Raw genomic sequence first — 26,861 nt, forward strand, 5'->3', positions numbered from 1 at the left:
CTCGCGGACCGGCGTCAGCGGGTCTCGCGGTGGACCGTGTGCTTCTTGTCCCGCGGGCAGTACTTCTTCAGCTCGAGCCGGTCGGGGTCGTTCCGCCGGTTCTTGCGGGTGATGTAGTTGCGGCTCTTGCACTCCTGGCAGGCCAGGGTGATCTTCGGACGGACGTCGGTGGCTGCCATGGGGCACTCCTCGCCTTGTGCGGACCGGCCCGGAGGCCGGGGACCGTGGCGGCGGGTGCCGACACGGCGACGGACCCCGGGGTACGGGGTCCGTCAGGGGTAGCGGTGACCGGATTTGAACCGGTGACACAGCGATTATGAGCCGCTTGCTCTGCCAGGCTGAGCTACACCGCCGGGAAGACCGCGCGGCCCGGTCTCGCGACAGGACCGGTGGGTCGGAGCCCCTTTACGGAATCGAACCGTAGACCTTCTCCTTACCATGGAGACGCTCTGCCGACTGAGCTAAAGGGGCGTGCTCACTGAGCCGGAGGGAACTCTACCCCACCGTCTCCGGCGGTCTCGCACCCCCTCCGGGGTGTGCCAGACGACTGTAACAGTCAGGCGCGGACGAACAGACGGCGGTGCTGGGCGCCGGGCGCGGCGGACCGCACGCCGGTGCGCGCGAGCAGCCACTTCTCCAGCATCTCGTCGGCCAGCGGCCGGCTGACCAGGAAGCCCTGGAGCTTGTCGCAGCCCATCTCGGTGAGCAGCTTGCGGGTCAGCTCGTCCTCGACGCCCTCGGCGACCACGCGCAGGCCCAGGTTGTGGGCGAGCTCGATGATCGAGCGGGCGATGAACGACTCACCCTGGCTGGTGGACATCCCCAGCACGAAGGACTTGTCGATCTTGACCTCGTCGATCGGCAGCTGCCGCAGCTGGGACAGCGACGAGTAGCCGGTCCCGAAGTCGTCCATCGACAGCCGCAGGCCCAGGGCGTGCAGGTCGGTGAGGACGGTGCCCGAGCGCACCGAGTCGTCGACGACGCTGCCCTCGGTCAGCTCGAGGATGAGCAGCTCCCCCGGGACGCCGTGGCGGCGCAGCGCCCGCTGCACCCGCTCGACGAGATCCGGCTCGGCCAGGCAGCGGGCGGAGAGGTTCACCGCGACCGACAGCGCGATGTCCTGGTCCAGCCACCGCCGGCAGCGGGCCAGCGCGAGGTCCAGCACGTGGTCGGTGAGCGGGCCGATGCGGCCGATCTGCTCGGCGAGGTGGATGAAGTCGTCCGGCGGGATCGCGCCGAAGCGCGGGTGCGCCCAGCGGACGAGGGTCTCCACCGAGACGATGTCGGAGGTCCGGGCGTCGATGATCGGCTGGAAGACGACGCTGATCTGCCCGTCGGCCATGGCCTGCTCGAGCTCGGTGCCCAGCTGCAGGCGGCGCAGGCTCTGCTGGTCCAGCACCTGGTGGTAGCTGGCGACGCCGCCGCTCTCGGAGGCGGCCGCCAGCAGCGCGACGTCGGCCCGCTGCATCAGCGTGCCGGAGTCCGTGCCGTGGACCGGTGCGGCCGCGACGCCGACGGTCAGCGTGACCTCCAGGTCCAGGCCGGCGACCCGCGCCCGGGTGGAGGTGGCCTCGCGCAGCCGCCGGGCGGCCCGCTCGGTCGCCGGCAGGGACAGACCGGGCAGGAGGACGGCGAACTGCTCGCCCTCCATCCGCGCCACGAGCGCGTCCGGCGGCGCGTGCTCGCGCAGCAGGCCCGCCGTGACCAGCAGCAGCTCGTCGGCCGCGGCGTGGCCGAGGGTGTCGACGATCTCGGTGTGGTTGTCCAGCGCGGCGAGCACCAGGCCGGCCCGCGCCCCGACCGGGTCGGCGCCGAGCATCTGGTCGATCTCGGCGGCCAGCCGCTGCCGGTTGGGCAGCCCGGTGAGCCGGTCGTGGTCGGCGTCGTAGCGGATCTGGGTGAGCAGCTGCTGCTGGCGGATCGCCGCGTTGACGTGGGTCAGCATCGAGTCCAGCGCGGAGCGGTCGCTGCCGGAGAAGGACACGACGTCGCTGCGCCGGTCGCACACCTCGAGGTAGCCGGGCTCGCCAGCCGCCGTCGCCACGGGGGCGCCGAGGACCTCCTGGGCGCCGCGGCGGGCCAGGGCGGCGGACTCGGCGGGCGTCGCGCGGCCGGCGGCCACCAGCACGGGCTCGGAGGACCCGGGCGTCAGCACCCGCTGGCGCAGGACGTCCTCGGGGTCGGACGGCCCGTCGTACCAGGTGACGCCGCCGTCGCCGGCCACGACCAGCCGCGGCGGCTCGTCGAGGTAGGGCGGCAGCCACAGCGCGACCTTGTCCGCGTTGAGCAGCTCCTGGACGGCGACCACGATGCGCCGCGCCCCGTCCTCGTCGGCCGCGACGTGCTCGACGCGGCGGGCGAACTCGTAGACCCGCTCGAGCCGTTCGCCCTCGCGGGCCACGCGGGCGAACCGGCGGTAGAGCAGCCCGAGGGCGCCCAGCACGGGGAGCAGGAGCAGCCAGGCCCACGCCGTCCGGTCGACCAGCAGGGACGCGGCCAGGCCGATGACCACCGACAGGGGGTAGACGATCAGCACCGGGACGAACAGGCGCGCGAGGACGGTGGTCCCCGGCCAGCCCTGGGTCACGGTGATCGCGGCGACGATGATCAGCGTGCCGACGGCGGTGGCCGGCACGACGGCCAGGACGTAGCAGATCCAGGTGACCGGGTCGGTGATCCCGGCGACCGGCAGGTGCTCGAGGACGAGGACCACCACGCCGACCTGGATGACGTAGATCGCCACGTTGGTCAGCGTCTTCGCGAGCGGGATGCGGTCCCGGAGGCTGATCACCCACACCGCGGCGGCACAGGTGGCCGCGGTCCAGGCACCGCCCATCTCCACCAGGGAGACGACGAGGACGACCTCGCCCACGGAGCAGGAGATGGTGTGCGAGCGCAGCTCGACCGTGAGGATGAGCGACTCCGCGACCACGAAGGCCAGGAAGAAGGCCAGCACGGTCCACCACGGGACCGGCCGGAGGGCCGTGGTCACCAGGTGGACGACGAAGGGCACCGCCAGCCCCGTCACGGCGACCGCGACGGCCGGGGGCCTGCGCAACGCCGACCACCGCGCGGGCGCGCGCGGATCAGCAACGGCCACGGTCACCCGGCCCTAGGGAGGAGGAACTAGCGAGCGGCGCAGAGGCTAACAGCCAGAACGGTCCTCCCTGACCGTTCCGGCCGGCCCCGTCCACCCCAAGGGGGCAGGCGGCACGAGCGCTTCCCGCACCGCCTGCGCGGGGAGGTCAGTTCCAGCGGCTACCACGGTTCCAGCGGCTACCACGGTTCCAACGGCTACCGCGGTTCCAACGGCTGCCACGCGACTGCACGGAGTTCTGGACCTGGCTCATGACGCCTCCTCAGGCATGGAAAAAGACAGCTGTCAGCTGCGGCTGTCACCCAGGCGCGGGGGCAGAGCGTCGTTCGAGTACGGACCGCGCCCGGAACCTTCGTTTCCCTCACTCGGGCGAGGCAAGCACAGAGCATCACGAACGGGTGACGGCCCGTAGTGTCACTACGGACGGTGGTTGTTGATCAGCAGTTGGTCACCGGCATGGGTGACAGGTGGTGCCCGTGTGATCGACCGGGTCCGTGGACGGCGGTCCGCCGGAGCCGCGCCGCACCTACGCTGCGCGCCGTGCGGGGAGGCAGGCGACCGGGCGGCGAGGCGGAGCGCGGCTCCGCGATGCCCTTCGTCCTCGTGTGCTGGCTGGTCGCCGCGTTCATGGCGCTCGGCGCCGTCGCCGCGTCCGACGCCTTCCTCGAGCACCAGGACGTGCAGGCGGTGTGCGACGGCGCGGCACTGGCCGCCGCCAACCGGACCGACGAGGGGCGGGTCTACGCCACCGGCGTGGGCGCGGCGCTGCCGCTGACCGGGGAGACGGCGCGGGCCGCCGTCACCGACCACCTGGCCGACGGCGGGACCGCGCTGGACGCCTGGTCGGCGGAGACCGACGGCACCGAGGTCACGGTCCGCTGCACGCGGTCGGTGCAGATCGCCTTCGGCTGGCTGTTCCTCGGCGGGCGGCCGCTGGAGGTCACCGCGGTGGCCGGCGCACAGGCCCCGACGCTGCCCTGAGGCGGGCCCGGAACGCGGGAGCGGCCCCCGACCTGCTGGTCGGGGGCCGCTCTGCGAGGGGTGGCGGGTGAAGGATTCGAACCTTCGTAGGCTAAGCCGACGGATTTACAGTCCGCTCCCATTGGCCACTCGGGCAACCCGCCGTGGACCCACGGGGAGAGCGTACAAGACGGGCCGGCGACGGCCCGACGAGGTCCCGTCGCGGGTCCTCCGCGCGGGGTGAGGAGCAGACATGGCCGACTCGTCCTTCGACGTCGTGAGCAAGGTCGACCACCAGGAGATCGACAACGCGATCAACCAGGCGGGCAAGGAGCTCGCCCAGCGCTTCGACTTCCGCGGGACCAACGCCAGCATCGCCTGGGCCGGGGAGAACGGCGTCCTCCTCCAGGCCGACACCGAGGAGCGGGTCAACGCCGCCCTCGACGTCTTCAAGGACAAGCTCGTCAAGCGCGGCATCTCGCTCAAGGCCCTCGACGCCGACGAGCCGCAGTCCTCCGGCAAGGCCTACAAGCTGTCGGCGCGGATCAAGCAGGGCATCGAGTCCGACGTGGCCAAGAAGATCGCGAAGATCATCCGCGACGAGGGTCCCAAGGGCGTCCAGGCCCAGATCCAGGGCGACCAGCTCCGCGTCAGCGGCAAGAAGCGGGACGACCTGCAAGAGGTGCAGCGACTGCTGCGCGCGCAGGACCTCGACGTCGCCCTCCAGTTCGACAACTACCGCTGACCGGCGGCCCCGCGGGCGGCGACCGCCCCGATCGGGCGGTCGCCGCCCGCGGGCGTACGAGCCTCCGGTCGGGCCGGTTACCGTGGAGGGGATGGTCCTCCACGGGAGCCGGCGGACCGGTGGGGAGCCCGGAGACGGCGCAGCGCGCCGCGACGGCTCCGCCGCCGCCGGCCACGACGCAGACGACGCGGGCTCCCTGCCGCCCGCGGGCACACGGCACGACGCGCTCGTCTACGACTCGGCCTCCGACGTCGCCGCCGCGGCCGCGCCGTGGCTGCTCGAGGGCCTGGAGGCCGGGGACGCGACCGTGATCGCGACCGGGCCGGAGACCGCCGGCCCGCTGTGGGAGGCCGTCGGCCGGGACCCGCGGGTGGTCGTCGTCGAGCGGGGCGAGCTGTACCGGTCGCGCACCCCCACGGCGATCACGGCCTTCCGCCGGTTCGCCGAGCAGCACGCCGCGTCCGGCCGGCTGGTCCGGTGCGTCGGCGAGGTCGACTTCGGCGCCGGCCCGGCCGACTGGCGCGAGTGGCAGGCCTACGAGGCGGTCATCAACGACGCGTTCGCCGCGCTGCCGCTGTGGGGGCTGTGCGTGTTCAGCTCCGCCCTCCCCGACCCGCTGCTGGCCTCCGCACTGCACACGCACCCCGGCGTCGTCACCCCCGACGGCCGGGCGGCCAACCCCGAGTACGTCGACCCGGCCGCCTACCTGCGGGCCCTGCCGGTGCCCGACGAGCCGCTGGAGGCCACGGCCCCGGCGCTGGCCGACGACGACATCAGCGACTACGCCGGCCTGCGGCACGCCGTCCGCGCCCGCCTGGACGCCGTCGACGGGCCGGCCGACGTCCTCGAGGACTTCCTCATGGCGGTCGACGAGATGACCTCCAACGCCGTCCGGCACGGCTCCCCACCGGCGGGGCTGCGGCTGTGGACGGCGCCCGGGCGGCTGGTGGCCACCATCCGCGACTCCGGCCGCGGCCTGGACGACCCGTTCGCCGGCTACGGACCCGCGCACGGGGAGGACCTGTCCCACGGCGGGATGGGCCTGTGGCTGGCCCGCCAGCTGTGCGACCACGTGGCGATCCGCCGCGACGACGCGGGCACCAGCGTCCGCCTGTCGACGTCCTGGGGCCTGTCGACGTCCTGGGCCTGAGGCCGGGTCAGCCGCAGCCGGACTCCCCCGCCATCCGCTCCAGCCGGGCGATCCGCTGGGCCATGGGCGGGTGGGTGGAGAACAGCGCCGCCAGCCCCGCGGCGCGGACCGGCGCCGCGATCATGAGGTGGCTCTGCGCGACCAGCCGGTCGTCGGCGGGCAGCGGGCGGGCCGTGGCGCCGGCGGAGATGCGGCGCAGGGCGCTGGCCAGGGCCAGCGGGTCCCCGCTGAGGCGGGCGCCGTCGGCGTCGGCCTCGTACTCGCGGCCGCGGGTGACCGCCAGCCGCACCAGCCCGGCGGCCAGCGGGCCGAGCAGCACCAGCAGCAGGGTCCCGAGGACGCCGCCGTCGCGGTCGTCGTCGGAGCGGCCGCCGAACAGCGTGGCGAACGTGGCCAGGTGCGCCAGGTAGGTGACGACGCTGGCCAGGGCGCCGGCGACGCAGCCGACCAGGACGTCGCGGTTGCGCACGTGCGAGAGCTCGTGGGCGAGCACCGCCCGCAGCTCGCGGCGGTCGAGCAGCTCGAGGATGCCCTGGGTGCAGCAGACGGCGGCCCGGCGCGGCGTGCGCCCGGTGGCGAAGGCGTTGGGCTGGTCGGTGGGGCTCACGTAGAGGCGCGGCATCGGCTGGCGGGCCTGGGTGGCCAGCTCGCGCACCATCGCGTACAGGCCCGGCGCCTGCGTCTCGGTGACCGGGAAGGCCCGCATCGCGCGCAGGGCCAGCCGGTCGGAGGAGTACCAGGCCCAGCCGTTGACCCCGAGCGCGACGACGAGCGCCACGAGCAGACCACCCCGCCCGCCCACCAGTGCCCCGGCGGCGAGGGCGAGACCGGCCACCAGGCCGAGGAGGAGCGCCGTCCGCACCCCGTTGTCCCATCGCCGCACGCCCCGGTGAACGGAACGGCCTCGACCGCCGTTCCCGGCCCCGTGCTGCGACCCCCGTCACGGACGGGAGTGGAGCGGAACACCGGTCCGTCGGGGAGGGTTGGTGCCGAGAGTGCCGCACTCGGCGACGGGTCCCGTGAGCTGCCTCACAGGACCGGCACGGGAACCCGGCCCGTAACCTGAGCCGTCGGAGGTAAACCTGATGACCGTCACCGGATCGCCCCTCACGCCCGGCAGCTCGGCCCCCGGCGGGCTCGTCAAGAGCGTCGTCGAACTCGACCGCGTCGTCATCCGGCTGGCCGGCGACTCCGGCGACGGGATGCAGCTGACCGGGAACCGGTTCACCAGCGAGACGGCGTCCTTCGGCAACGACCTGTCGACGCTGCCCAACTTCCCCGCCGAGATCCGCGCGCCGACGGGGACCCTGCCCGGCGTCAGCTCCTTCCAGCTGCACTTCGCCGACCACGACATCATGACGCCGGGCGACGCCCCGGACGTGCTGGTCGCGATGAACCCCGCGGCGCTCAAGGCCAACCTCTCCGACCTGCCCGGCGGCGGGCTGGTGATCGCCGACAGCGACGAGTTCACCCCGCGCAACCTGGCGAAGGTCGGCTACGCGACCAACCCCCTCGAGGACGGCTCGCTCGACGGCTGGCAGGTCGTCGCCGTGCCGCTGACCTCCATGACCCTCGAGGCGCTCAAGGACTCCGGGCTCGGCAAGAAGGAGGCCGAGCGGAGCAAGAACATGTTCACCCTCGGCCTGCTGAGCTGGATGTACCACCGGCCCACCGAGGGCACCGTGCGCTTCCTGGAGCGGCAGTTCCGCCGCAAGCCGGAGATCGCCGCGGCGAACATCGCGGCCTTCCGCGCCGGCTACAACTACGGCGAGACGACCGAGGCCTTCGCCGTCTCCTACGAGATCAAGCCGGCCCCGATGGCGCCGGGCCGCTACCGCAACATCTCCGGCAACCAGGCGCTGGCCCTCGGTCTGGTCGCCGCCGGGCAGCGGTCGGGCCTGCCGGTCTTCCTCGGCGCCTACCCGATCACCCCGGCGTCGGACATCCTCCACGAGCTGTCCCGGCACAAGGCCTTCGGCGTGCGCACCTTCCAGGCCGAGGACGAGATCGCCGGCATCGGCGCGGCCCTGGGCGCCTCGTTCGGCGGCGCGCTGGGCATCACGACGACGTCCGGCCCCGGCGTCTCGCTGAAGTCCGAGACCATCGGCCTCGCGGTCATGACCGAGCTGCCGCTGGTGATCGTGGACGTGCAGCGCGGCGGGCCCTCGACCGGCCTGCCCACCAAGACCGAGCAGTCGGACCTGCTGCAGGCGATGTTCGGCCGCAACGGCGAGGCGCCGCTGCCGGTGATCGCGCCGCGCTCCCCCGCCGACTGCTTCGACGCCGCGCTCGAGGCGTCGCGGATCGCGCTGAAGTACCGGACGCCGGTCATGCTGCTCTCCGACGGCTACCTGGCCAACGGCGCCGAGCCGTGGGCCATCCCGGCCGCCGACGAGCTGCCCGACCTGCGGGTGGAGTTCGCCACCGAGCCCAACGGCGCCACCGCCGACGGGACGCCGGAGTTCCTGCCCTACCTGCGCGACCCCGAGACCCTGGCCCGGCCGTGGGCGGTCCCGGGCACCGCGGGCATGCAGCACCGCATCGGCGGGCTGGAGAAGGCCGACAAGACCGGCAACATCTCCTACGACCCGGCCAACCACGACCTCATGACCCGGCTGCGGCAGGCCAAGGTCGACGGCATCGCCGCCGACATCCCGCCCACCGACGTCGACGACCCCGACGGCGACGCGCGGGTCGCGGTCATCGGCTGGGGCTCCACCTACGGGCCGATCGGGGCCGCCTGCCGGCGGATCCGGCGCTCGGGCCGCAAGGTCGCCCAGATCCACCTGCGGCACGTCAGCCCGATGCCGGCCGACCTCGGCGAGGTGCTGAGCCGGTACGACCGGGTGGTCTGCCCCGAGATGAACATGGGGCAGCTCGCGCTGCTGCTCCGCGCCAGGTACCTCGTCGACGTCCAGAGCCACACCCAGGTGCGCGGGCTGCCCTTCCGGGCCGCCGAGCTGGCCGGGGTGGTCCAGGACGTCATCGACTCCACCACTCCGACCGCCAGCACCGGAGGCCTGCAGTGACCACCTCCCCGCACGTGCACGACCTCGGCATGCCGGGAACGCCGATCGACGACCGCATCCAGCAGGCGATCGCCGACTCGGTCGCCAGCCAGGGCGAGAAGCAGACGGCCCTCAAGGCCAAGGACATGAAGACCGACCAGGAGGTGCGCTGGTGCCCCGGCTGCGGTGACTACGTCATCCTCAACGCCGTCCAGAGCTTCCTGCCCTCGCTCGGGATCGCCCGCGAGGACATGGTGATCGTCTCGGGCATCGGCTGCTCCTCGCGCTTCCCGTACTACATGAACACCTACGGGATGCACTCGATCCACGGCCGCGCCCCGGCCATCGCCACCGGCCTGGCCGCCTCCCGGCCGGACCTGTCGGTGTGGGTCGTGACCGGTGACGGCGACGCGCTGTCGATCGGCGGCAACCACCTGATCCACGCGCTGCGCCGCAACGTGAACATGACGATCCTGCTGTTCAACAACCGGATCTACGGGCTGACCAAGGGCCAGTACTCGCCGACGTCCGAGGTCGGCAAGGTCACCAAGTCCACGCCGATGGGCTCGCTGGACCACCCGTTCAACCCGGTCTCGCTGGCCATCGGCGCCGACGCCACGTTCGTCGGCCGGGCGATGGACTCCGACCGCAAGGGCCTCACCGAGGTGCTGCGGCAGGCGGCCGAGCACGAGGGCACCGCGCTCGTGGAGATCTACCAGAACTGCAACATCTTCAACGACGGCGCCTTCGACCTGCTCAAGGACCCGGCCACCGGCCCGATGTGGACGATCCCGCTGGTCCACGGCGAGCCGCTGGTGTTCGGCCCGGACGGCGCCTCGTGCGTGGTCCGCGACGACTTCGGTGGCCTGCGCATCGCCGAGACCAACCAGGTCGACGCGAGCGAGATCGTCGTCCACGACGCGACCCGCCAGGACCCGTCCTACGCGTTCGCGCTGTCCCGGCTGTCCAGCCAGGACCTGCGGTACACGCCGATGGGCGTCTTCCGGTCGGTGCGCAAGCCCACCTACGACCGGATGATGCTCGACCAGCTCGAGGAGGCCCGCACCGGCGGTGCCGGCGACCTCGACGCGCTGCTGGCCGGCAACGACACCTGGACCGTCTCCGCCTGAGGCGCCTCCGCCGGGCCCGTCTCCCTCAGGGGAGGCGGGCCCGACGCGTCTCCGCGAGCACCCCGGCGAGGACGGGGAGGGCCCCGGTGAGCCGGTCGCGGGACGGGGCGGCGAAGCCCAGGACCAGTCCGGCGGCCGGGTCGTGCGGCCCCGGGCCGGTCAGGTGCCGGGCCAGCCCGTCGACGGCGAGCCCGCGGGCGGCCGCGGCGGCGACCACCGCCTCCTCGGCCGCGCGGTCCGGCAGCGGCACGAACACGTGCGCGCCCGCCGGGTCCCCGGCGACGGCCACGCCCGCCGCGGCCAGCGCCTGCACCACGAGGGCCCGCCGCCCGGACAGTTCCCGGCGCAGCCGCCGCAGGTGCCGGGCCAGGTCGCCCGAGGACGCCAGCGCCGCGAGCACCCGCTGCCCGGCGCGGGCGGGACGGGTGCCGGTCGCCGTCCGGGCGGCCACCAGCTCCGCCCGCAGGCCCGGCGGCGCCACCAGCCAGCCGGTGCCGAGCGTCGGGCTGACCACCTTGCTGCTGGTGCCGAGGTGCACCACGACGTCGGGGGCCAGGGCGGCCAGCAGCGGCAGCGGGGCGACGTCGTAGCGCAGCTCGCCGTCGTAGTCGTCCTCGAGCACCCACCAGCCCTCGGCCCGCGCGCGGGCGACCAGCGCCACGCGGCGGCCCGCCGACATCCGCCGGCCCAGCGGCCACTGGTGCGCCGGCGTGCAGTAGACCGCGACCAGCCCGTCCGGGACGGCGTCGACGACCAGGCCGTCGTCGTCGACCGGGCAGGGCACCACCTCGACGCCGGCCGCGCGCAGGGCCCCGGCCGCCCGCTGGTACCCGGGGTCCTCCACGCCGACCCGGCTGCCCGGCGGGAGCAGGCGGGCGACCTCGGTGACGGCGGCGGACGTGCCCGCGGTGGCGAGCACGTCGGCGGGGTCCACCGGCAGGCCGCGGTGCCGCAGCAGGTGCCCGGTGACCGCGGCCTGGAAGGCGGGGTCGGCCGCGGGCTCGGGCGCGGCGTCGGGAGGTCCGTCCCCGGCGGCCCGCCAGGCCCGGCGCCAGGCGGCGCGGTCGAGCACCTCCAGGCACGGCGACCCGGCGCGGAGGTCGACGGCCGCGGGTTCCGGCCGGGTCCGGGTGGCGCGCGGCGCGGGCACCGGCGTCCCGGCGGGGGCGGTGCCGACGACGAAGGTGCCCGCGCCGCGGCGGCCGGCGGCCCAGCCCTCGGCGAGGAGCTGGTCGTAGGCGGCGGCGGTCACCGTGCGGCTGACCCGCAGGGCGGCGGCGAGCTCGCGGGTGGACGGCAGGCGGTCACCGGGCCGCAGCACCCCGCCGGCGGCGGCGCTGCGGAGGGCGTCGGCGAGCTGCGCCGCCAACGGGCGGGCGGCGGCGCGGTCGAGGACGACCGGTGGCATGTCCACGGGGACCTCCGTGCGCGAAGTGGCCTGGTCGAACGGCAGCTTACTGGCCCTTCCGGGAGGCCAGTCGGCGCCGCAGGGTGGTCCCGTGAGCACCGCGCCGCCGCTGTCCCCCACCGCCCGCAGCACCGTCCGCCGGGGTGCCGGGCGGGCCCGCACCGACCGCGCCGAGCTGCACGCCGTGCTCGACGCGGGGCTGGTCGGCCACCTCGGCGTCGTCCTCGGCGACGCCCCGGTCGTGCTGCCCACCGGCTACGGGCGCCGCGGCGACACCCTCTACCTGCACGGCTCCACGGGTGCGGCCACGCTCCGCGCCGCGGCCGCCGGGGCGCCGGTCTGCTTCACCGTCACCCACCTCGACGGCGTCGTGTACGCCCGCTCGGCGTTCCACCACTCGGTGAACTACCGCTGCGCCGTCGTCCACGGGACCGCGCGCGTGGTGACCGACCCCGAGGAGCGGCTGCTCGGGCTGGAGGTCCTCACCGAGCACCTGGCGCCGGGGTCCTGGGCGGCGACCCGGCGGCCCACGCGCCGGGAGATGGCCGCGACGGCGCTGCTGGCCCTCGACCTCACCGAGGCCAGCGTCAAGGTGCGCACCGGGCCGCCGGTCGACGACGAGGAGGACCTGGGCCTGCCGGTGTGGGCCGGGGTGCTCCCGCTGCGCACCGCCGTCGGCGAGCCCGAGCCCTGCCCGCTGCTCCCGGTCGGGACGCCGGTGCCCGACCGGGTGCCCAGCCGGCGGGTGTGACGCCATGACATCGTCGGCCTACCGACCGACACCGCGGCCAGGTGCCGTCCCGGCCTGCACTGAGCCGGACCCGCCGCCCCTGCGCGGACCCCTCCGGGGTCCACGCAGGGCGGCGACCCGCTACGCGGGTGTCACGCGCAGCAGCAGGTCCTCGCCGCCGCCGTTGTCGGTGGTGACGTACAGCGCGCCGTCGACGCCGAGCCGCGGCGTCCGGATCCGGCCGAAGCGGTCCTCGAGCGCCGGTACCCGGAACTGCTCGGTCAGCCGCCCTTCGTCGTCGATGCGCAGCGCGAGCACGCCGGTGTCCTTCTGCACCCCCACGAGCAGCAGCCCGTCGTAGCCACCCCACGGGGTCCCGCTGAGGAAGTCGGCGCCGCTGGTGGCGATCGTGGGGTCCCCGGACGACCAGACCGCGGGGACGGCGCCGGGCAGCCCGGGGTCGGTCATCGGGACGCTCTCGTCGTACGAGCCGTCGGCGCTGTCGGGGTCCCAGCCGTAGTTGCCCCCGGGCACCGAGCGGTTGACCTCGTCGTCGCGGTCGGGGCCCTGCTCGACGGTGTAGACCTCCCCGGTCCCCGGCCGGACGGCGATGCCCTGCACGTTCCGGTGCCCGTAGCTGAGCAGCAGCCGGGTGGCCGGGTCCGGGTCGCCGGCGAACGGGTTCCCCGGCGCGGGCCCGCCGGTGGCGGCGTCGACCCGCAGCACCTTGCCGGCCAGGGTCGAGCGGTCCTGGGGGTTGCTGCCGACGGCGTTGTCGCCGGTGCCCACGAGCAGCGCGCCGTCGGGCGCGAAGCGGACGCGGCAGCCGCCGTGCCGTCCGGTGCGCTCGTTGACCGGGATGCCGCCGACCAGCGGGTCGGCGACGCGGGTCGCGCGGGTCCAGCCGGCGTCGACGGTCCAGGCGATCACCTGGATCTCCGCGCCGCCGTCCTCCTGCACGCCCTGGCAGGTGTAGAGCCGGCGGTTGGCGGCGAAGGCCGGGTCGAGGGTCAGGCCCATGAGGCCGGTCTCGCCGTCGGCGAAGAGGTCGGAGAAGTCGGCGTCGAGCTCTCGCGCGGTGCCGTCGGGCAGCACCGCGGTGAGGCCGCCGCCGCGCTCGTCGAGCAGCAGGGTGCCGTCGGGCGCCTGGGCGACGTCCCAGGGGTGGTCGAGCCCGTCGAGGACGGTCTCGACCTGCAGCTCGGGCAGGGTGCGCGGCGCGGTCGCCCCGGCGTCGGGGGCCCCGGTGGCGGCCTCGTCCTCCTGCGCACCGGGCAGGTCGCCGGTCACGTCGGCCCCGTCGGTCCCGGAGCAGCCGGCCAGCACCAGGACGGCGGCCAGGAGCACGGCGCGGGAGGACCTCACGGCGCCGAGCATCCCCGAGCGGAGCGGACGGCGCCGTCCGCGTTCAGCTGGTGCGGGTGACCACGTAGTCGCACAGCGCCGACAGCGCGTCCCGCACCTCGCCGGCGGGGACGGCGGACAGCGAGGACCGGGCGCGGTCGGCGTAGTCCCGCAGCACCCCGCCGGCGCGGTCGAGCGCCGCGGACCCGCGCAGCAGCGCCAGCGCCTCGGCGTGCTCGGCGTCGTCGGACAGCGGGCGGGACACCAGCTCGCGCAACCGCGCGTCGGCGGGGTCGTCCCCGGCCAGGGCGATCAGCGCGGGCAGCGTGGCGACGCCCTCGCGCAGGTCGGTGCCGGGCGCCTTCCCCGACGCGCCGTCCTGGCTGACGATGTCGAGCAGGTCGTCGGAGATCTGGAACGCCACGCCGACCTCCTCGCCGAAGCGGGTCAGCGCCTCCACCAGGTCGGCGTCGACGCCGGCGAAGCGGGCGCCGAAGCGGGCCGAGGTGGCCACCAGCGAGCCGGTCTTGTCGGCCAGCACCTCGAGGTAGTGCTGCACGCGGTCCTCGCCGGGGCGGGCGCCGACGGTCTCCCGGATCTGGCCGGTGACCAGCCGCTCGAAGGTGCGCGCCTGGATGCGCACCGCCTCGGGGCCGAGGTCGGCGAGCAGGTCCGAGGCCCGGGCGAACAGGAAGTCCCCGGTGAGGATGGCGACGCTGTTGGTCCACCGGCTGTTGGCGCTGGGCGCCCCGCGGCGGACGGCGGCCTCGTCCATGACGTCGTCGTGGTACAGCGTGGCCAGGTGGGTGAGCTCGCAGACGACGGCGGCCCGCACGACGTCCGGCGCGTGTGCGTCGCCCAGGTGGGCGGCCAGCAGCGCGAGCATCGGGCGGAAGCGCTTGCCGCCCGCGGCCATGAGGTGGCCCGCGGCCTCGGAGACGAACGAGTGCTCGCTGACCACCGCGGTGGCCAGCGCCGCCTCCACGTTCGTCAGCCCCTCGGCCAGCGAGTCGCCGAGGGCCCCGCCCGGGAGCCAGGGGCCCATGGTCGAGGCGGGGGTCGAGATGCGGTGCCAGACCTCGGCCGGGGCGATCCCGTCGACGGCGGCACGGGGTCCGGTCATCAACCGACGAAGATAGCCGCCCGATCGGCGAGACCGAGCACCGCCCCGGGGACGATGCCCAGGACCAGGGTGGCCGCGGCGGTCACCGCGAGGACGACGGTGGTGGGCAGCCCGGGCACGCCGACGGTGGGGCCGTCGGCGGCCGGCTCGGAGAAGTACATGAGCACGATGACCCGCAGGTAGAAGAACGCCGCCACCGCGCTCGCCAGCAGCGCGACCAGCGCCAGCGGCCAGGCGCCGTCCTCGATCGCCGCCCGGAAGACGGCGAACTTGCCGGTGAAGCCGCTGGTGAGCGGGATGCCGGCGAGGGCGAGCAGGAACAGGCTCATCACCGCGGCGGTGACCGGCGAGCGCTGCGCGAGGCCCGCCCACTGCGACAGGTGCGTGGCCTCGCCGTCGCCGCTGCGCACGAGGGTCAGCACGGCGAACGCGCCGAGCGTGGTCAGGCCGTAGACCAGCAGGTAGAACATCACCGCCGACAGGCCCGTCCCCGGGTAGCCGAGGACGCCGGTGAGCAGGAACCCGGCGTGCGCGACCGACGAGTAGGCGAGCATCCGCTTGAGGTCGGTCTGGGTGAGGCCGAGGACCGCGCCGACGACCATCGAGACGATCGCCACGGCGTAGACCAGCGGCCGCCAGGTCCACTCCTCGGTGCCGAACGCGACGTAGAGCAGCCGCAGGATGGCGCCGAAGGCGGCGACCTTGGTGCAGGCGGCCATGAACGCGGTCACCGGGGTGGGCGCGCCCTGGTAGACGTCCGGCGTCCAGGTGTGGAACGGCGCGACGCTGGCCTTGAACAGCAGCCCGACGATCAGCAGCGCCAGGCCGAGGACGGCGAGCGTGCCGCCCCCGCCGGCCGTGACCGCCTCGCGGACCGTGGAGAGCCGGATGCTGCCGGTGGCGCCGTAGACCAGCGCCAGGCCGTAGAGGAAGAACGCCGACGCGAACGCGCCGAGCAGGAAGTACTTGACCGCCGCCTCCTGCGACAGCAGCCGGCGCCGGCGGGCGAGGCCGCTGATCAGGTACAGCGGCAGGCTGAGCACCTCGAGGGCGACGAACATCAGCAGCAGGTCGTTCGCCGTGACGAACAGCATCATGCCGCCGATGGCGAAGGTGGCCAGCGGGTAGACCTCGGTCTGCACGCGCTGCACGGTGAGCAGCTCGCGGTCGCGGACGCTGCCCGCCGGCACCGCGGCGGAGACGACGAACGCCGAGCGGGCCGGGTCGAGGTTGCGCTCGGCGAACAGCAGGAGCGACAGCGCGCCGAGACCGGCGATGGTGGCCTGCAGGAACAGCCCGGCGCCGTCGACGGCGAGCGCACCCCCGGCGGTCACCTCGCGGGTGCCCGCCAGCAGCAGGGTGCTGACCAGCCCGCCGAGGGTGCCGACCAGCGCGACGGCGACCTGCACCGGGTGCCGGGTGTCGCGCGGGCCGAACGCCTCGACGAGCACGCCGATGCACGCGGCGCCGAAGACGAACAGCAGCGGGGCGAGCGCGGCGTAGGAGAGGTCGGGGGCCTCGATGGTCATCAGTCGGTCCCCTCGGTCGGAGCCTCGACGCCGGCCGGGTCGGCGCCGACGTCGCTCATGGTCGCGGCGACGGCCGGCTCGATCAGCCGGATCAGCGGCTGCGGGTAGACGCCGAGCACGATGACCAGGGCGACGAGCGGGGCGACGACGGCCGTCTCGCGGCGGGTCAGGTCGCGCAGCCGCGCCGTCGTCCGGGCCGTGGGGGCCGGGGCGGTCAGCGTCGCCGTCGCGCCGTGCGCGCCGCCCACGGGGGCCGCGGGGGCCGCAGCCGGCTCGTCGTCGGCCGGGAAGAGCACGCCGCGCGGCGGGCCGTGCATCGTCCGTTGGTAGAGCAGCAGGACGTACAGCGCGGCGAGGATGATCCCGACGGTGGCCAGGACGGTGAACACCGGCCGGGTCGGGTACGAGCCGATGAGCACGAGGAACTCGCTGACGAAGCTGTTGGTGCCCGGCAGCGCCAGCGACGCCAGCCCCGCGATCAGGAACACCCCGGCCAGCTTCGGCGCCCGGGCGGCCACGCCGCCGTAGTCGCCGACCAGCCGGGAGCCGCCGCGGGCGATGAGCATCCCGACGACGAGGAAGAGCAGTCCGGTCGCGATGCCGTGGTTGACCATGTACAGCACCGCGCCGGTGCCGGCCTCGGTGGTGAAGGCGAAGACGCCGAGGGCGATGAAGCCGAAGTGCGCGATCGAGGTGTAGGACACCAGCCGCTTCATGTCGCTCTGCCCCATCGCCAGCAGCGCGGCGTACAGGATGCCGGCGACGGCGAGCACGAGCACCAGCGGGGCGAACTCCCGCGAGGCGTCGGGGAACAGCGGCAGGCAGTAGCGCAGGAACCCGAACGTGCCGACCTTGTCGAGGACGCCGACGAGCAGCACCGCGCCGCCGATCGGGGCCTCGGCACCGGCGTCGGGGAGCCAGGTGTGCAGCGGCACGAGCGGCGCCTTGATCGCGAACGCGACGAAGAAGCCGAGGAACAGCAGCCGCTGCGCCGCCGGGTCGATGTCGAGCTGCCGCAGCGACTCGAAGGCGAACGTGCCGTCGCCCGCCGCCTCGCTGATGACGTACAGGCCGATGACCGCGGCCAGCATGACCAGCCCGCCGACCAGGCTGTACAGGAAGAACTTGACCGCGGCGTACTGCCGGCGCGGGCCGCCGAAGCTGCCCACGATGAAGTACATCGGGACGAGCATCGCCTCGAAGAAGACGTAGAAGAGGAAGACGTCGGTGGCGGCGAAGACGCCGACCATGCACGCCTCGAGCAGCAGCAGCCAGGCGAAGAACGTCCGCATGGAGCGGCGGCTCGTGGGCTCGTCGCGCCACGAGGCGAGCACGACCACCGGCACCAGCACCCCGACCAGCAGCAGCATCACCAGCGCGATGCCGTCGACGCCGAGGGCGAAGTCGACGCCGAAGCCCTCGATCCACGGCACCGACGTCGTCAGCTGGAACCGGTCGCCGTCGGGGTCGAACGCGACCGTGGCCAGCACCGCGAGCAGCAGCACGACCAGGCTGACGCCGAGGGCGAGCTGCCGGGCCGGCGCCGTGCCGGTCTTGGGCAGGGCGGCGACGACGGCGGCGCCCACCGCGGGCACCACCAGCATCGCGACCAGGAGCAGGGAGTCGCTCACGCCACGGTCCTCATGTCGTCGGTCGTCCTCTCCTGAGAGCCCAGCCCGCTCACCCGGCCGTCACCGCCAGCAGCGCCCCGGCCACCAGGACCGCGCCGCCGAGCATCCCGAGCGCGTAGGACCGGACGAACCCGGTCTGCGCCCGGCCCAGCCGCGACGACGAGCCGCCGAGCGTGGCGGCCAGGCCGTTGACCGCGCCGTCGACGCCGCGGTTGTCCACCCACACCAGCGCCCGGGTGAGCCACTGGCCCGGCCGCATGAACAGCGACTCGTTGACCGTGTCGGCGTAGAGGCTCTTGCGCGCCGCGCGCACCACCGGGGAGACGCGGGCCGGGGCGACCTCGGGGACCTCGCGGCGGCCGACGAACAGCCAGGCCGCCAGCACGCCGACCAGCATCACCGCGGTCACCACGACCCCGACGACGGCCGGGGCGACCACGTGCGCGGCCTCCTCGGGCTCGCCGAACACCGGCGCGAGCCACTCGTCGAGCGGGAAGACCTGCACCAGCAGGAACCCGGCGGCCACCGAGCCGACGGCGAGCAGCACCATCGGGGCGGTCATCACCGTCGGTGCCTCGTGCGGGTGCTGGCCCTCGGTCCACCGCGGCCGGCCGAGGAACGTCATGAGCACCAGCCGGGTCATGTAGAAGGCGGTCAGCCCGGCACCGACGACGGCGACCGCGCCCAGCAGCCAGCCCCACCCGTCGCCGCGGTCCAGCGCCGCCTCGATGATCGCGTCCTTGGTCCAGTAGCCGGACAGGAACGGGAACCCGATCAGCGCGAGGTAGCCCAGGCCGAAGGTGGCGAAGGTGACCGGCAGCCGCCGGGCCAGCCCGCCGAAGCGGCGCATGTCCACCTGGTCGCCCATGGCGTGCATGACCGACCCGGCGCCGAGGAACAGCCCGGCCTTGAAGAAGCCGTGGGTGAGCAGGTGCGCGATGCCCGCGGCGTAGCCGACCGGGCCCAGCCCCACGGCGAGGAACATGTAGCCGATCTGGCTGACCGTCGAGTACGCGAGCACCTTCTTGATGTCGTCGTACGCGCACCCGACGATCGCGCCGTAGAGCAGGGTGATCGCGCCGACGGCGAGGACGACGGCGCGGGCGGTCGGCGTCAGGTCGTAGATCGGCGCGGACCGGGCGATGAGGTAGACGCCGGCCGTGACCATCGTCGCGGCGTGGATGAGCGCCGAGACCGGGGTCGGGCCCTCCATGGCGTCGGGCAGCCACGCCTGCAGCGGGAACTGGCCGGACTTGCCGCACGCGCCGAGCAGCAGGAGCAGGCCGAGCGCCGTCAGGGTGCCGCCGGCGAGTGCCCCGGCCCCGCCGAACACGCCCTCGTAGGAGACCGTCCCGAGCTGGGCGAACATCACGAAGATCGCCAGGGCCAGGCCGACGTCGCCGACCCGGTTCATCACGAAGGCCTTCTTCGCGGCGGTGGCCGCGGCCGGCCGCTCGTGCCAGAAGGCGATGAGCAGGTAGGAGGCCAGGCCCACGCCCTCCCACCCGACGTAGAGGGCCACGTAGTTGTCGCCGAGGACCAGCAGCAGCATCGCCGCGACGAACAGGTTCAGGTAGGCGAAGAACCGGCGCCGCCGCGGGTCGTGCGCCATGTAGCCGACCGAGTAGACGTGGATGAGCCCGCCCACGCCGGTGATCAGCAGCATGAAGGTGGCCGACAGCGGATCCACCAGCAGCCCGGCCTGCACGTCGAGCGAGCCCACCGACAGGAAGGTGAACAGGTCGACGTCGACCGCCCGCTCCTCCAGCCCGGCCAGCTGCACGGTGCACAGCAGCGCGACCACGAACGCGACCAGGACGGTCGCCGCCCCCAGCAGGTGGCCCCACCGGTCGGTGCGGCGGCCGCCCAGCAGGAGGACCGCGGCCCCGAGCAGCGGCAGTGCGATGACCAGCCACGAGGCCGACAGCAGGCCCTCGGCGGCGACGGCGGATTCCATGGGGTGACCGGCTCCCGTCAGTACTTGAGCAGGTTGGCGTCGTCGACCGACGCCGACCGGCGGGTCCGGTAGATCGACATGATGATCGCGAGGCCGACGACGACCTCCGCCGCGGCGACGACCATGACGAAGAACGCCATGATCTGGCCGTCGATGGTGCCGGAGGCCCGGGCGAAGGTGACCAGCGTCAGGTTGACCGAGTTGAGCATCAGCTCGACGCACATGAAGACGACGATCGCGTTGCGCCGCACCAGCACGCCGACGGCGCCGATGGTGAACAGGATCGCCGCGAGCACCAGGTAGTGCGTGAGCGTCATGCCCGGTCCTCCGGTGCCGGGTCGAGCGTGCCGAGGGCGGCGTCCGGGCTGCCGAGCTGGGCCCGGCCGGTGGGGCGGGGCATCTGGTCGACCTCCTGGGGCTCGATGCCGGTGGCCAGGCTGTCCTCGGCGGTGCGCCCGTCGGGCAGCAGCGCGCCGGCGGCCACGGAGTTGGCGCGGGCGAACACGCCGGGGCCGGGCAGCGTCTGCGGCCGGTCGGTGAGGAACCGGGCGCGGGAGAGCTCCTTCTGCGTCCGCCGGGTGCCGGGCTCGCGCTCGATGTGCGCGAGCACCATCGCGCCGACCGCGGCGGTGATCAGCAGCGCGCTGGTGACCTCGAAGGCCAGCAGGTAGCGGGTGAACAGCAGCTCGGCGATCGAGTCGATGTTGCCGGTGCCGCCCTGCGCGTCGGACAGGCCCGCGACCGGGGTGTCCTGCGTGGCGCGGGCGATGCCGGCGCCGACCAGCCCGGCGAACCCGACGCCGAGCACCGTGGCCGCCACCCGCTGCCCGCGCAGCGTCTCGACCACGGAGTCCGAGGAGTCCCGGCCGACCATCATGAGGACGAACAGGAACAGGATCATGATCGCGCCGGTGTAGACGATGATCTGCACGGCGCCGAGGAACGGCGCGGACTGGACGACGTAGAACACGCCGAGCGCGAGCATCGTGTTGACCAGCCACAGCGCCGAGTGGACGGCGTTGCGGCTGAACACCATCCCCAGCGCCCCGGCCAGCGCGACCGGGCCGAGGATCCAGAAGACGACGGCCTCGCCGGTGCCGATGGCGACCTCGGTCATGCCCGCTCCACCGTGACCGGCTCGGCCGGCGAGCCCTGCTGGGGCTCGCGCACGTAGTAGGCCTTCTCGTCGTCGCCGAGGCGCATGGCGTGCGGCGGGGCCTCCATGCCGGGCAGCAGCGGGGCCATGAGCTGTTCCTTGGTGTAGATCAGGTCCTGCCGGTTGTCGTCGGCCAGCTCGAAGTCGTTGCTCATCGTCAGCGAGCGGGTGGGGCAGGCCTCGATGCACAGCCCGCAGAAGATGCAGCGCAGGTAGTTGATCTGGTAGACGCGGCCGTACCGCTCCCCGGGGCTGTAGCGCGCGTCCTCGGTGTTGTCCCCGCCCTCGACGTAGATCGCGTCGGCCGGGCAGGCCCAGGCGCACAGCTCGCAGCCGATGCACTTCTCCAGCCCGTCGGGGTGCCGGTTGAGCACGTGCCGGCCGTGGTAGCGCGGCTTGGTCACCTTGGGGACCTCGGGGTACTCCTCGGTGGTCACCTTCTTGAAGATCTGGCCGAAGGTGACGCCGAACCCCTGGCCGGGCGCCGGCAGCAGGCTGCGGCGGGGCGCGGGCGCGCCGCCGCCGGCGCCGGCGCGCTCGACCTCGCCGCCGCCGCGCCGGGCCGGGGTGGCCCCCGCGGGGGTCCGCTCAGACATCGGAGTCCTCCTGTGCGCTGGTCGCGGTGCTGCCCGTGGGGCTGCCGGCGCCTCGGCGGCCGCTGCTGACCACGCCGCCCTCGGGGCGTGCGCCCACCGGCTCGGCCCGGCGCAGCCGCGGCGACGGCGGCACGACGAGGTCCATGGGCGGCACCGGGAAGCCGCCCTCGGCGCGGGCCGGGCCGGTGCGCTGCGCCGGCCGGTGCCGCGGCCCGGCCGGGGGCAGCACCTCGGGGTCGGGGTCGGGGTCGGTGGCGTGGACGCCGCCGGCCGCGGCGTCCTCGGCCATGAGCCGGGTGTCGCGGTTGCTGGCCCGGCTGGCGACCGACAGGCCGAGGAGCACCAGCAGCGCGATCGGCACGCCGACGAACACCGCCACCTGGCCGGTGGACAGGTCCGCCTCGCGGGAGACGGTGCGCATGGTGGCGACGGCGAGGATCCAGACCAGCGCCGTCGGCACCAGGACCTTCCAGCCGAAGCGCATGAACTGGTCGTAGCGCAGCCGGGGCAGCGTCCCGCGCAGCCAGATGAACACGAACAGCGCCACGCAGACCTTGAGGAAGAACCACAGCAGCGGCCACCAGCCGGAGTTGGCGCCGTCCCAGATCGAGATCGGCCACGGGGCCCGCCAGCCGCCGAGGAACAGCGTCGCGGCCAGCGCCGAGACGGTGACCATGTTGATGTACTCGGCGAGGAAGAACAGCGCGAACTTCAGCGACGAGTACTCGGTGTGGAAGCCGCCGACCAGCTCGCTCTCGGCCTCGGGCAGGTCGAACGGCGCCCGGTTGGTCTCGCCGACGACGGCGACCGCGTAGATGACGAAGCTGACCGGCAGCAGGACCGCGAACCAGCCCGGGCCGGTGAACTCCAGCCCGAAGAACGACAGCCGGTTGCCGTCGGCCTGGGCGGCGACGATCTCCGAGGTCGACATCGACCCGGCGTAGAGGAACACCGCGACGATCGACAGGCCCATCGCGATCTCGTAGCTGACCATCTGGGCGGCGCTGCGCAGCCCGCCGAGCAGCGGGTAGGTCGAGCCCGAGGCCCAGCCGGCCAGCACGATGCCGTAGACGCCCATCGCCGAGCAGGCCAGGACGACCAGGACGCCGATCGGGGCGTCGGTGAGCTGCAGCGGGGTCTGCTGGCCGAAGATGCTGACCACCGGGCCCAGCGGGATGACCGAGAACGCCAGGAACGCCGGGATGGTCGCGATGACCGGGGCCAGGAAGTAGACCGGCTTGTCCGCGAGCGCGGGCCGGATGTCCTCCTTGAACGCCAGCTTCAGCCCGTCGGCCAGGCTCTGCAGGTAGCCGCGCGGGCCGACCCGGTTGGGGCCGACGCGCTGCTGCATGCGGGCGACGACCTTGCGCTCGAACACGATCGCGAACAGCGTCATCAGGACCAGCACGACGAAGACGCCGACGATCTTGACGAGCACGATCCACCAGACGTCGTGCCCGAAGTCCTCGAGCGTCGGCTGGTCGGCGGCGGCGAGGAGGGTCACGCGACACCTCCCGCGCTGAGCCGGACGACGCCGCCGGGTGCCGTGCCCAGGCCGGTGCGCAGCTCGCTGCCCGGTGAGCGCATCGGCAGCCACACCACGTCGTCGGGCATCTCGGTGACGCAGACGGGCAGGGTGACCGAGCCGGTGGCGCCGGTGACGGTGAGCGGGGCGCCGTCGGCCACGCCGAGCCCGGCGGCCCGCGCGGCGCTGATCCGCACCACCGGCGGGCGGGCGGTGCCGGCGAGCTCGGGCTCGTCGCGCTGCAGCGTCCCGACGTCGAGCAGCTGCCGCCAGGAGGCCAGCAGCGCCTCGCCCTCGCCCGGTTCCGGCGCCACGGCCGGCGGCACGTCGAGGCCGCCCTCGGCGCGGGCGCTCGCATCGCCGAGGAAGGCGAGCTCGGCGCGGGCCGCCTCGGGGGTGGGCAGCCGCAGGTCGGCGTCGAGGTGCTCGGCCAGGCCGTGCAGCACCCGGCCGTCGGGGAGCTGGCCGGTGCCGTGCAGCGTGGCGTCGAAGGACCGCACCCGGCCCTCCCAGTCCAGGTAGCTGCCGGCCTTCTCCGGCGCGGCGGCCACCGGCAGGACGACGTCGGCGTGCTCGGTGACGGCGGTCGGCCGCTGCTCGAGGCTGACGACGAACGACGCCGCGGCCAGTGCCTCCGCCGCGAGCGCGGGGTCGGGCAGGTCGGCGGGGTCCACGCCGCCGACGACGAGGCCGGCCAGCCGGCCGTCGCGGACCGCGGCGAGGATGCCGGTGGCGTCCCGGCCGGGCAGCGCCGGCAGGTCGGCGGGGTCCACGCCCCACAGCGCGGCCACCTCGGCGCGCGCGACGGGGTCCAGGACCGGCCGGCCGCCGGGCAGCAGCGCGGGCAGCGCGCCGGCCTCGACGGCGCCGCGCTCCCCGGCCCGCCGCGGCACCCAGGCCAGGCGGGCGCCGGTGGCGCGGGCGAGCGCGGCCAGCGCGGTGAACGCGCCGGGCACCTCGGCCAGCCGCTCGCCGGCCAGCACGACCGCGCCGGGCTGCCGCAGCGCCTCGACGGCGGGGCCGCCCCAGCTGCCCTCGGCCAGCGCCGCGAGAGCGCGGGCCTCCTCGCCGGGCCGGGTGACCAGCACGGTGGCCTGCAGCTTCTGCGCCGCGCGGGTGGCGAACGGGGCCAGGTCGTAGACGGCCAGCCGGCTCTTCCGCACCGCCCGGCGCAGGCGGAGGAAGACGATCGGCGACTCCTCCTCCGGCTCGAAGCCGGCCAGCAGCACGGCCGGGGCGGCGGTGAGCTCGTCGTAGGTGACCGCCCCGCGGCCCGGGCCGGTGCCGGCCACGTGCGCGGCGAGGAAGGCCTGCTCCTCGGCCGAGTGCGCGCGGGCGCGGGCGTCGACGTCGTGGGTGCCCAGCGCCACGCGGGCGAACTTGGCGTACGCGTAGGCGTCCTCGACGGTCAGCCGGCCACCGGGCAGCACCCCGACCCCGCCCGCGGCCCGCGCCGCGCGCAGGCCCTCGGCGGCCGCGGCCCACGCGTCCGGCCAGGAGGCGGGCTCCAGGACGCCGTCGCGGCGGACCAGCGGGGTGGTGAGCCGGTCGTTGGTGGCGGCGTAGCGGAAGGCGAAGCGGCCCTTGTCGCAGGTCCACTCCTCGTTGACCGCGGGGTCCTCCCCCGCCAGCCGGCGCATGACCTTGCCGCGCCGGTAGTCGGTGCGCATGGAGCAGCCCGAGGAGCAGTGCTCGCACACCGAGGGCTCGCTGCGCAGGTCGAACGGCCGCGACCGGAACCGGTACTGCGCGCTGGTGAGCGCGCCGACCGGGCAGATCTGGGTGGTGTTGCCGGAGAAGTAGGAGGAGAACGGCTCGTCCTCGTAGACGGCGACCTGCTCCAGCGCGCCCCGCTCGAACAGCTCGATGAACGGGTCGCCGGCCACCTGCTGGGAGAACCGCGTGCAGCGGGCGCACAGCACGCAGCGCTCGCGGTCGAGCAGGATCTCGCTGCTGATCGGCAGCGGCTTGGGATAGGTCCGCTTGACGTCGACGAAGCGGGTCTCGGCGCGGCCGTTGCTCATGGCCTGGTTCTGCAGCGGGCACTCGCCGCCCTTGTCGCAGACCGGGCAGTCCAGCGGGTGGTTGATCAGCAGCAGCTCCATCGTGCCCTGCTGCGCCTTGTCCGCGACCGGGCTGGTCAGCTGCGTCTTCACCGCCATGCCGTCGGCGACCGGCATGGTGCAGGAGGCCACCGGCTTGCGCTGGCCCTCCACCTCGACCAGGCACTGCCGGCAGGCGCCGACCGGGTCCAGCAGCGGGTGGTCGCAGAACCGCGGGATCTGGACGCCGACCATCTCCGCGGCCCGGATGATCAGCGTCCCCTTGGGCACCGCGACGTCGAAGCCGTCGATGGTGCAGCGGACGGCGTCCGGCGGGGTGTGCGGGCCGGGGACGCCCGGCGGCACCGCCGGCGCGGGCTCGGGGGCGGTGGGAGTGAGCGTCACGAGGCGACTCCGACGGGCTCGAGCCGCAGCGAGCGGCCCAGGCGGGCCTGCTCCTCGGGCGGCAGCAGGGCGACGTAGTCGTCGCGGAAGTACTTGAGCGAGCTGGTGATGCAGCTCGTCGCGCCGTCCCCGAGCGCGCAGAACGAGCGGCCGAGGATGTTGTCGCAGGTGTCGGTGAGCAGGTCGAGGTCGGCCGCCGTCCCGCGGCCGTCGACCAGCCGCTGCAGCACCTGCACCAGCCAGTAGGTCCCCTCGCGGCAGGGCGTGCACTTGCCGCAGGACTCGTGCGCGTAGAACTCGGTGAACCGCAGGGTGGCCTCGACGATCGAGTCGGTCTCGTCGAACACCATGAGCGCCGTCGTGCCGAGCATCGAGCCTGCGGCGGCGACCGAGTCGAAGTCGAGCGGGACGTCGAGGTGCTCGGCGGTGAAGTACGGCGTCGAGGAGCCGCCCGGCGTCCAGAACTTGAGCTCGTGCCCGGCCCGCACGCCGCCGGCCATCTCCAGCAGCTCGCGCATCGTGGTGCCCATCGGCGCCTCGTACTGGCCGGGGCGGGCGACGCGGCCCGACAGCGAGTAGATCTTCGGCCCGGGCGACTTCTCCGGCCCGAACCGCTTGAACCACTCCGCCCCGCCGCGGACGACGAACGGCACGGTGGCCAGCGTCTCGACGTTGTTGATGACCGTCGGGGCGCCGTAGAGGCCGGCGACCGCGGGGAACGGCGGCTTGAGCCGCGGCTGCCCGCGGTAGCCCTCGAGCGAGTCGAGCAGCGCCGTCTCCTCGCCGCAGATGTAGGCGCCGGCGCCGGCGTGCACGACCAGCTCCAGGTCGTAGCCCGAGCCCAGGATGTCGCTGCCGAGGTAGCCGGCGGCGTAGGCCTCCTCGACGGCGGACACCAGCCGGCGGTGGGCGTGCACCGCCTCGCCGCGGACGTAGATGACGGCGAACCGGCAGCGGATCGCGTACGCCGAGATGATCACGCCCTCCACCAGGGAGTGCGGGTCGGTCATCATCAGCGGCAGGTCCTTGCAGGTGCCCGGCTCGCCCTCGTCGGCGTTGACCACGAGGTACTTGGGCATCGCGGCCGGCCCGGTGGGCGTCTCCCCCGGCTTGGGCTGCGGGATGAAGCTCCACTTCATGCCGGTGGGGAAGCCGGCGCCGCCGCGGCCGCGCAGGCCTGAGTCCTTGACCAGGGAGACCAGCTCGTCGGGCTGCATCGACAGCGCGGTGCGCAGCGCGGCGTAGCCGTCGAGGGACTCGTAGGTGGACAGCCGCCAGGGCTGCTCGGCGCCCCAGCGCGCGGTGAGGACGGGGGTGAGCGGCAT

The 26,861-nt window shown here is 74.3% G+C and carries 21 protein-coding genes and 3 tRNA genes; 6 read left to right on the forward strand and 18 right to left on the reverse strand.

The features are described 5' to 3' along the window. Positions 1-14: 14 nt before the first annotated feature. From rpmG to ACI79L_RS17505, 4 genes are all read right to left on the reverse strand, one after another. Positions 15-179, reverse strand: a complete 165-nt coding sequence (gene rpmG, locus ACI79L_RS17490; RefSeq protein ID WP_387987806.1) for a 50S ribosomal protein L33 — start codon at positions 177-179, stop codon at positions 15-17. Between the two features lie 100 nt (positions 180-279). Next, a tRNA-Met gene (locus tag ACI79L_RS17495) sits at positions 280-353 on the reverse strand. A gap of 45 nt (positions 354-398) precedes the next feature. Beyond that, positions 399-471, reverse strand: a tRNA-Thr gene (locus ACI79L_RS17500). 85 nt (positions 472-556) lie between these two features. After that, complete coding sequence (locus tag ACI79L_RS17505) at positions 557-3,058, reverse strand: putative bifunctional diguanylate cyclase/phosphodiesterase (protein WP_456937993.1); 2,502 nt, start codon at positions 3,056-3,058, stop codon at positions 557-559. 579 nt (positions 3,059-3,637) lie between these two features. Between ACI79L_RS17505 and ACI79L_RS17510 the strand changes: the two genes are divergently transcribed. Then, entirely contained in the window at positions 3,638-4,078 is a 441-nt protein-coding gene (locus ACI79L_RS17510; RefSeq protein ID WP_456937994.1) for a pilus assembly protein TadG-related protein, read from the forward strand. A gap of 61 nt (positions 4,079-4,139) precedes the next feature. On the opposite strand, the gene ACI79L_RS17515 is transcribed toward ACI79L_RS17510, so the two are convergent. After that, positions 4,140-4,221, reverse strand: a tRNA-Tyr gene (locus ACI79L_RS17515). Between the two features lie 89 nt (positions 4,222-4,310). On the opposite strand from ACI79L_RS17515, the gene ACI79L_RS17520 reads away from it, so the two are divergent. Then, positions 4,311-4,802 carry a YajQ family cyclic di-GMP-binding protein gene (locus tag ACI79L_RS17520; RefSeq protein ID WP_387987812.1) on the forward strand — a complete coding sequence of 164 codons (492 nt, stop codon included), beginning with the start codon at positions 4,311-4,313 and terminating at the stop codon, positions 4,800-4,802. Positions 4,803-4,893: 91 nt separating this feature from the next. Beyond that, positions 4,894-5,952 carry an anti-sigma factor RsbA family regulatory protein gene (locus ACI79L_RS17525; RefSeq protein ID WP_456937995.1) on the forward strand — a complete coding sequence of 353 codons (1,059 nt, stop codon included), beginning with the start codon at positions 4,894-4,896 and terminating at the stop codon, positions 5,950-5,952. 7 nt (positions 5,953-5,959) lie between these two features. On the opposite strand, the gene htpX is transcribed toward ACI79L_RS17525, so the two are convergent. Next, on the reverse strand, positions 5,960-6,835 hold the full coding sequence (gene htpX / locus ACI79L_RS17530) for a zinc metalloprotease HtpX (protein ID WP_456937996.1): 876 nt from the start codon (positions 6,833-6,835) through the stop codon (positions 5,960-5,962). 202 nt (positions 6,836-7,037) lie between these two features. Here htpX and ACI79L_RS17535 point away from each other — a divergent pair, with 202 nt between their 5' ends. Together ACI79L_RS17535 and ACI79L_RS17540 are read left to right on the forward strand one after the other, a co-directional pair. Next, a complete protein-coding gene (locus tag ACI79L_RS17535; protein ID WP_456937997.1) occupies positions 7,038-8,981 on the forward strand; it encodes a 2-oxoacid:acceptor oxidoreductase subunit alpha in 1,944 nt (647 codons plus the stop codon). Further along, positions 8,978-10,090, forward strand: coding sequence for a 2-oxoacid:ferredoxin oxidoreductase subunit beta (locus tag ACI79L_RS17540; protein ID WP_456937998.1), 1,113 nt, complete (start codon positions 8,978-8,980; stop codon positions 10,088-10,090). Before ACI79L_RS17535 ends, ACI79L_RS17540 begins: the two co-directional genes overlap by 4 nt. Before the next feature lie 25 nt (positions 10,091-10,115). Here the strand turns inward: ACI79L_RS17540 and pdxR are convergent, their stop codons facing one another. Further along, a complete protein-coding gene (pdxR, locus tag ACI79L_RS17545) occupies positions 10,116-11,498 on the reverse strand; it encodes a MocR-like pyridoxine biosynthesis transcription factor PdxR (protein ID WP_456938025.1) in 1,383 nt (460 codons plus the stop codon). A gap of 91 nt (positions 11,499-11,589) precedes the next feature. Here pdxR and ACI79L_RS17550 point away from each other — a divergent pair, with 91 nt between their 5' ends. After that, positions 11,590-12,249, forward strand: a complete 660-nt coding sequence (locus tag ACI79L_RS17550) for a pyridoxamine 5'-phosphate oxidase family protein (RefSeq protein ID WP_456937999.1) — start codon at positions 11,590-11,592, stop codon at positions 12,247-12,249. 120 nt (positions 12,250-12,369) lie between these two features. On the opposite strand, the gene ACI79L_RS17555 is transcribed toward ACI79L_RS17550, so the two are convergent. The 11 genes from ACI79L_RS17555 to nuoF are packed head-to-tail and all read right to left on the reverse strand — an operon-like array spanning position 12,370 to position 26,861. Beyond that, a complete protein-coding gene (locus tag ACI79L_RS17555) occupies positions 12,370-13,593 on the reverse strand; it encodes a PQQ-dependent sugar dehydrogenase (RefSeq protein ID WP_456938000.1) in 1,224 nt (407 codons plus the stop codon). Between the two features lie 43 nt (positions 13,594-13,636). Beyond that, entirely contained in the window at positions 13,637-14,695 is a 1,059-nt protein-coding gene (locus ACI79L_RS17560) for a polyprenyl synthetase family protein (RefSeq protein WP_456938001.1), read from the reverse strand. Continuing rightward, on the reverse strand, positions 14,695-16,224 hold the full coding sequence (gene nuoN / locus ACI79L_RS17565) for an NADH-quinone oxidoreductase subunit NuoN (RefSeq protein WP_456930267.1): 1,530 nt from the start codon (positions 16,222-16,224) through the stop codon (positions 14,695-14,697). Before nuoN ends, ACI79L_RS17560 begins: the two co-directional genes overlap by 1 nt. Next, on the reverse strand, positions 16,224-17,855 hold the full coding sequence (locus ACI79L_RS17570) for an NADH-quinone oxidoreductase subunit M (RefSeq protein ID WP_456938002.1): 1,632 nt from the start codon (positions 17,853-17,855) through the stop codon (positions 16,224-16,226). Before ACI79L_RS17570 ends, nuoN begins: the two co-directional genes overlap by 1 nt. A 49-nt stretch (positions 17,856-17,904) precedes the next feature. Further along, positions 17,905-19,812, reverse strand: coding sequence for an NADH-quinone oxidoreductase subunit L (gene nuoL, locus ACI79L_RS17575; protein ID WP_456938003.1), 1,908 nt, complete (start codon positions 19,810-19,812; stop codon positions 17,905-17,907). A 17-nt stretch (positions 19,813-19,829) separates the two neighbouring features. Continuing rightward, a complete protein-coding gene (gene nuoK / locus ACI79L_RS17580) occupies positions 19,830-20,129 on the reverse strand; it encodes an NADH-quinone oxidoreductase subunit NuoK (protein ID WP_456938004.1) in 300 nt (99 codons plus the stop codon). After that, positions 20,126-20,929, reverse strand: coding sequence for an NADH-quinone oxidoreductase subunit J (locus tag ACI79L_RS17585; protein ID WP_456938005.1), 804 nt, complete (start codon positions 20,927-20,929; stop codon positions 20,126-20,128). The genes nuoK and ACI79L_RS17585 overlap by 4 nt, the downstream gene beginning before the upstream one ends. Next, the gene (gene nuoI / locus ACI79L_RS17590; protein ID WP_456938006.1) at positions 20,926-21,564 is read right to left on the reverse strand and encodes an NADH-quinone oxidoreductase subunit NuoI; all 639 of its coding nucleotides are present in this window, start codon (positions 21,562-21,564) and stop codon (positions 20,926-20,928) included. Before nuoI ends, ACI79L_RS17585 begins: the two co-directional genes overlap by 4 nt. After that, complete coding sequence (gene nuoH, locus ACI79L_RS17595) at positions 21,557-23,068, reverse strand: NADH-quinone oxidoreductase subunit NuoH (RefSeq protein WP_456938007.1); 1,512 nt, start codon at positions 23,066-23,068, stop codon at positions 21,557-21,559. Before nuoH ends, nuoI begins: the two co-directional genes overlap by 8 nt. Then, on the reverse strand, positions 23,065-25,536 hold the full coding sequence (locus ACI79L_RS17600; protein WP_456938008.1) for an NADH-quinone oxidoreductase subunit G: 2,472 nt from the start codon (positions 25,534-25,536) through the stop codon (positions 23,065-23,067). Before ACI79L_RS17600 ends, nuoH begins: the two co-directional genes overlap by 4 nt. Beyond that, complete coding sequence (gene nuoF / locus ACI79L_RS17605; RefSeq protein WP_456938009.1) at positions 25,533-26,861, reverse strand: NADH-quinone oxidoreductase subunit NuoF; 1,329 nt, start codon at positions 26,859-26,861, stop codon at positions 25,533-25,535. The genes ACI79L_RS17600 and nuoF overlap by 4 nt, the downstream gene beginning before the upstream one ends.

The sequence above is a fragment of the Geodermatophilus sp. SYSU D00684 genome (assembly GCF_054050455.1).

Coding starts and splice junctions, on each gene's coding strand:
- rpmG (WP_387987806.1), bottom strand. CDS start 179: ATGGCAGCCACCGACGTCCGTCCGAAGATCACCCTGGCCTGCCAGGAG.
- ACI79L_RS17520 (WP_387987812.1), top strand. CDS start 4,311: ATGGCCGACTCGTCCTTCGACGTCGTGAGCAAGGTCGACCACCAGGAG.
- ACI79L_RS17525 (WP_456937995.1), top strand. CDS start 4,894: ATGGTCCTCCACGGGAGCCGGCGGACCGGTGGGGAGCCCGGAGACGGC.
- ACI79L_RS17535 (WP_456937997.1), top strand. CDS start 7,038: ATGACCGTCACCGGATCGCCCCTCACGCCCGGCAGCTCGGCCCCCGGC.
- pdxR (WP_456938025.1), bottom strand. CDS start 11,498: ATGCCACCGGTCGTCCTCGACCGCGCCGCCGCCCGCCCGTTGGCGGCG.
- ACI79L_RS17560 (WP_456938001.1), bottom strand. CDS start 14,695: ATGACCGGACCCCGTGCCGCCGTCGACGGGATCGCCCCGGCCGAGGTC.
- nuoN (WP_456930267.1), bottom strand. CDS start 16,224: ATGACCATCGAGGCCCCCGACCTCTCCTACGCCGCGCTCGCCCCGCTG.
- nuoL (WP_456938003.1), bottom strand. CDS start 19,812: ATGGAATCCGCCGTCGCCGCCGAGGGCCTGCTGTCGGCCTCGTGGCTG.
- nuoK (WP_456938004.1), bottom strand. CDS start 20,129: ATGACGCTCACGCACTACCTGGTGCTCGCGGCGATCCTGTTCACCATC.
- ACI79L_RS17585 (WP_456938005.1), bottom strand. CDS start 20,929: ATGACCGAGGTCGCCATCGGCACCGGCGAGGCCGTCGTCTTCTGGATC.
- nuoI (WP_456938006.1), bottom strand. CDS start 21,564: ATGTCTGAGCGGACCCCCGCGGGGGCCACCCCGGCCCGGCGCGGCGGC.
- nuoF (WP_456938009.1), bottom strand. CDS start 26,861: ATGCCGCTCACCCCCGTCCTCACCGCGCGCTGGGGCGCCGAGCAGCCC.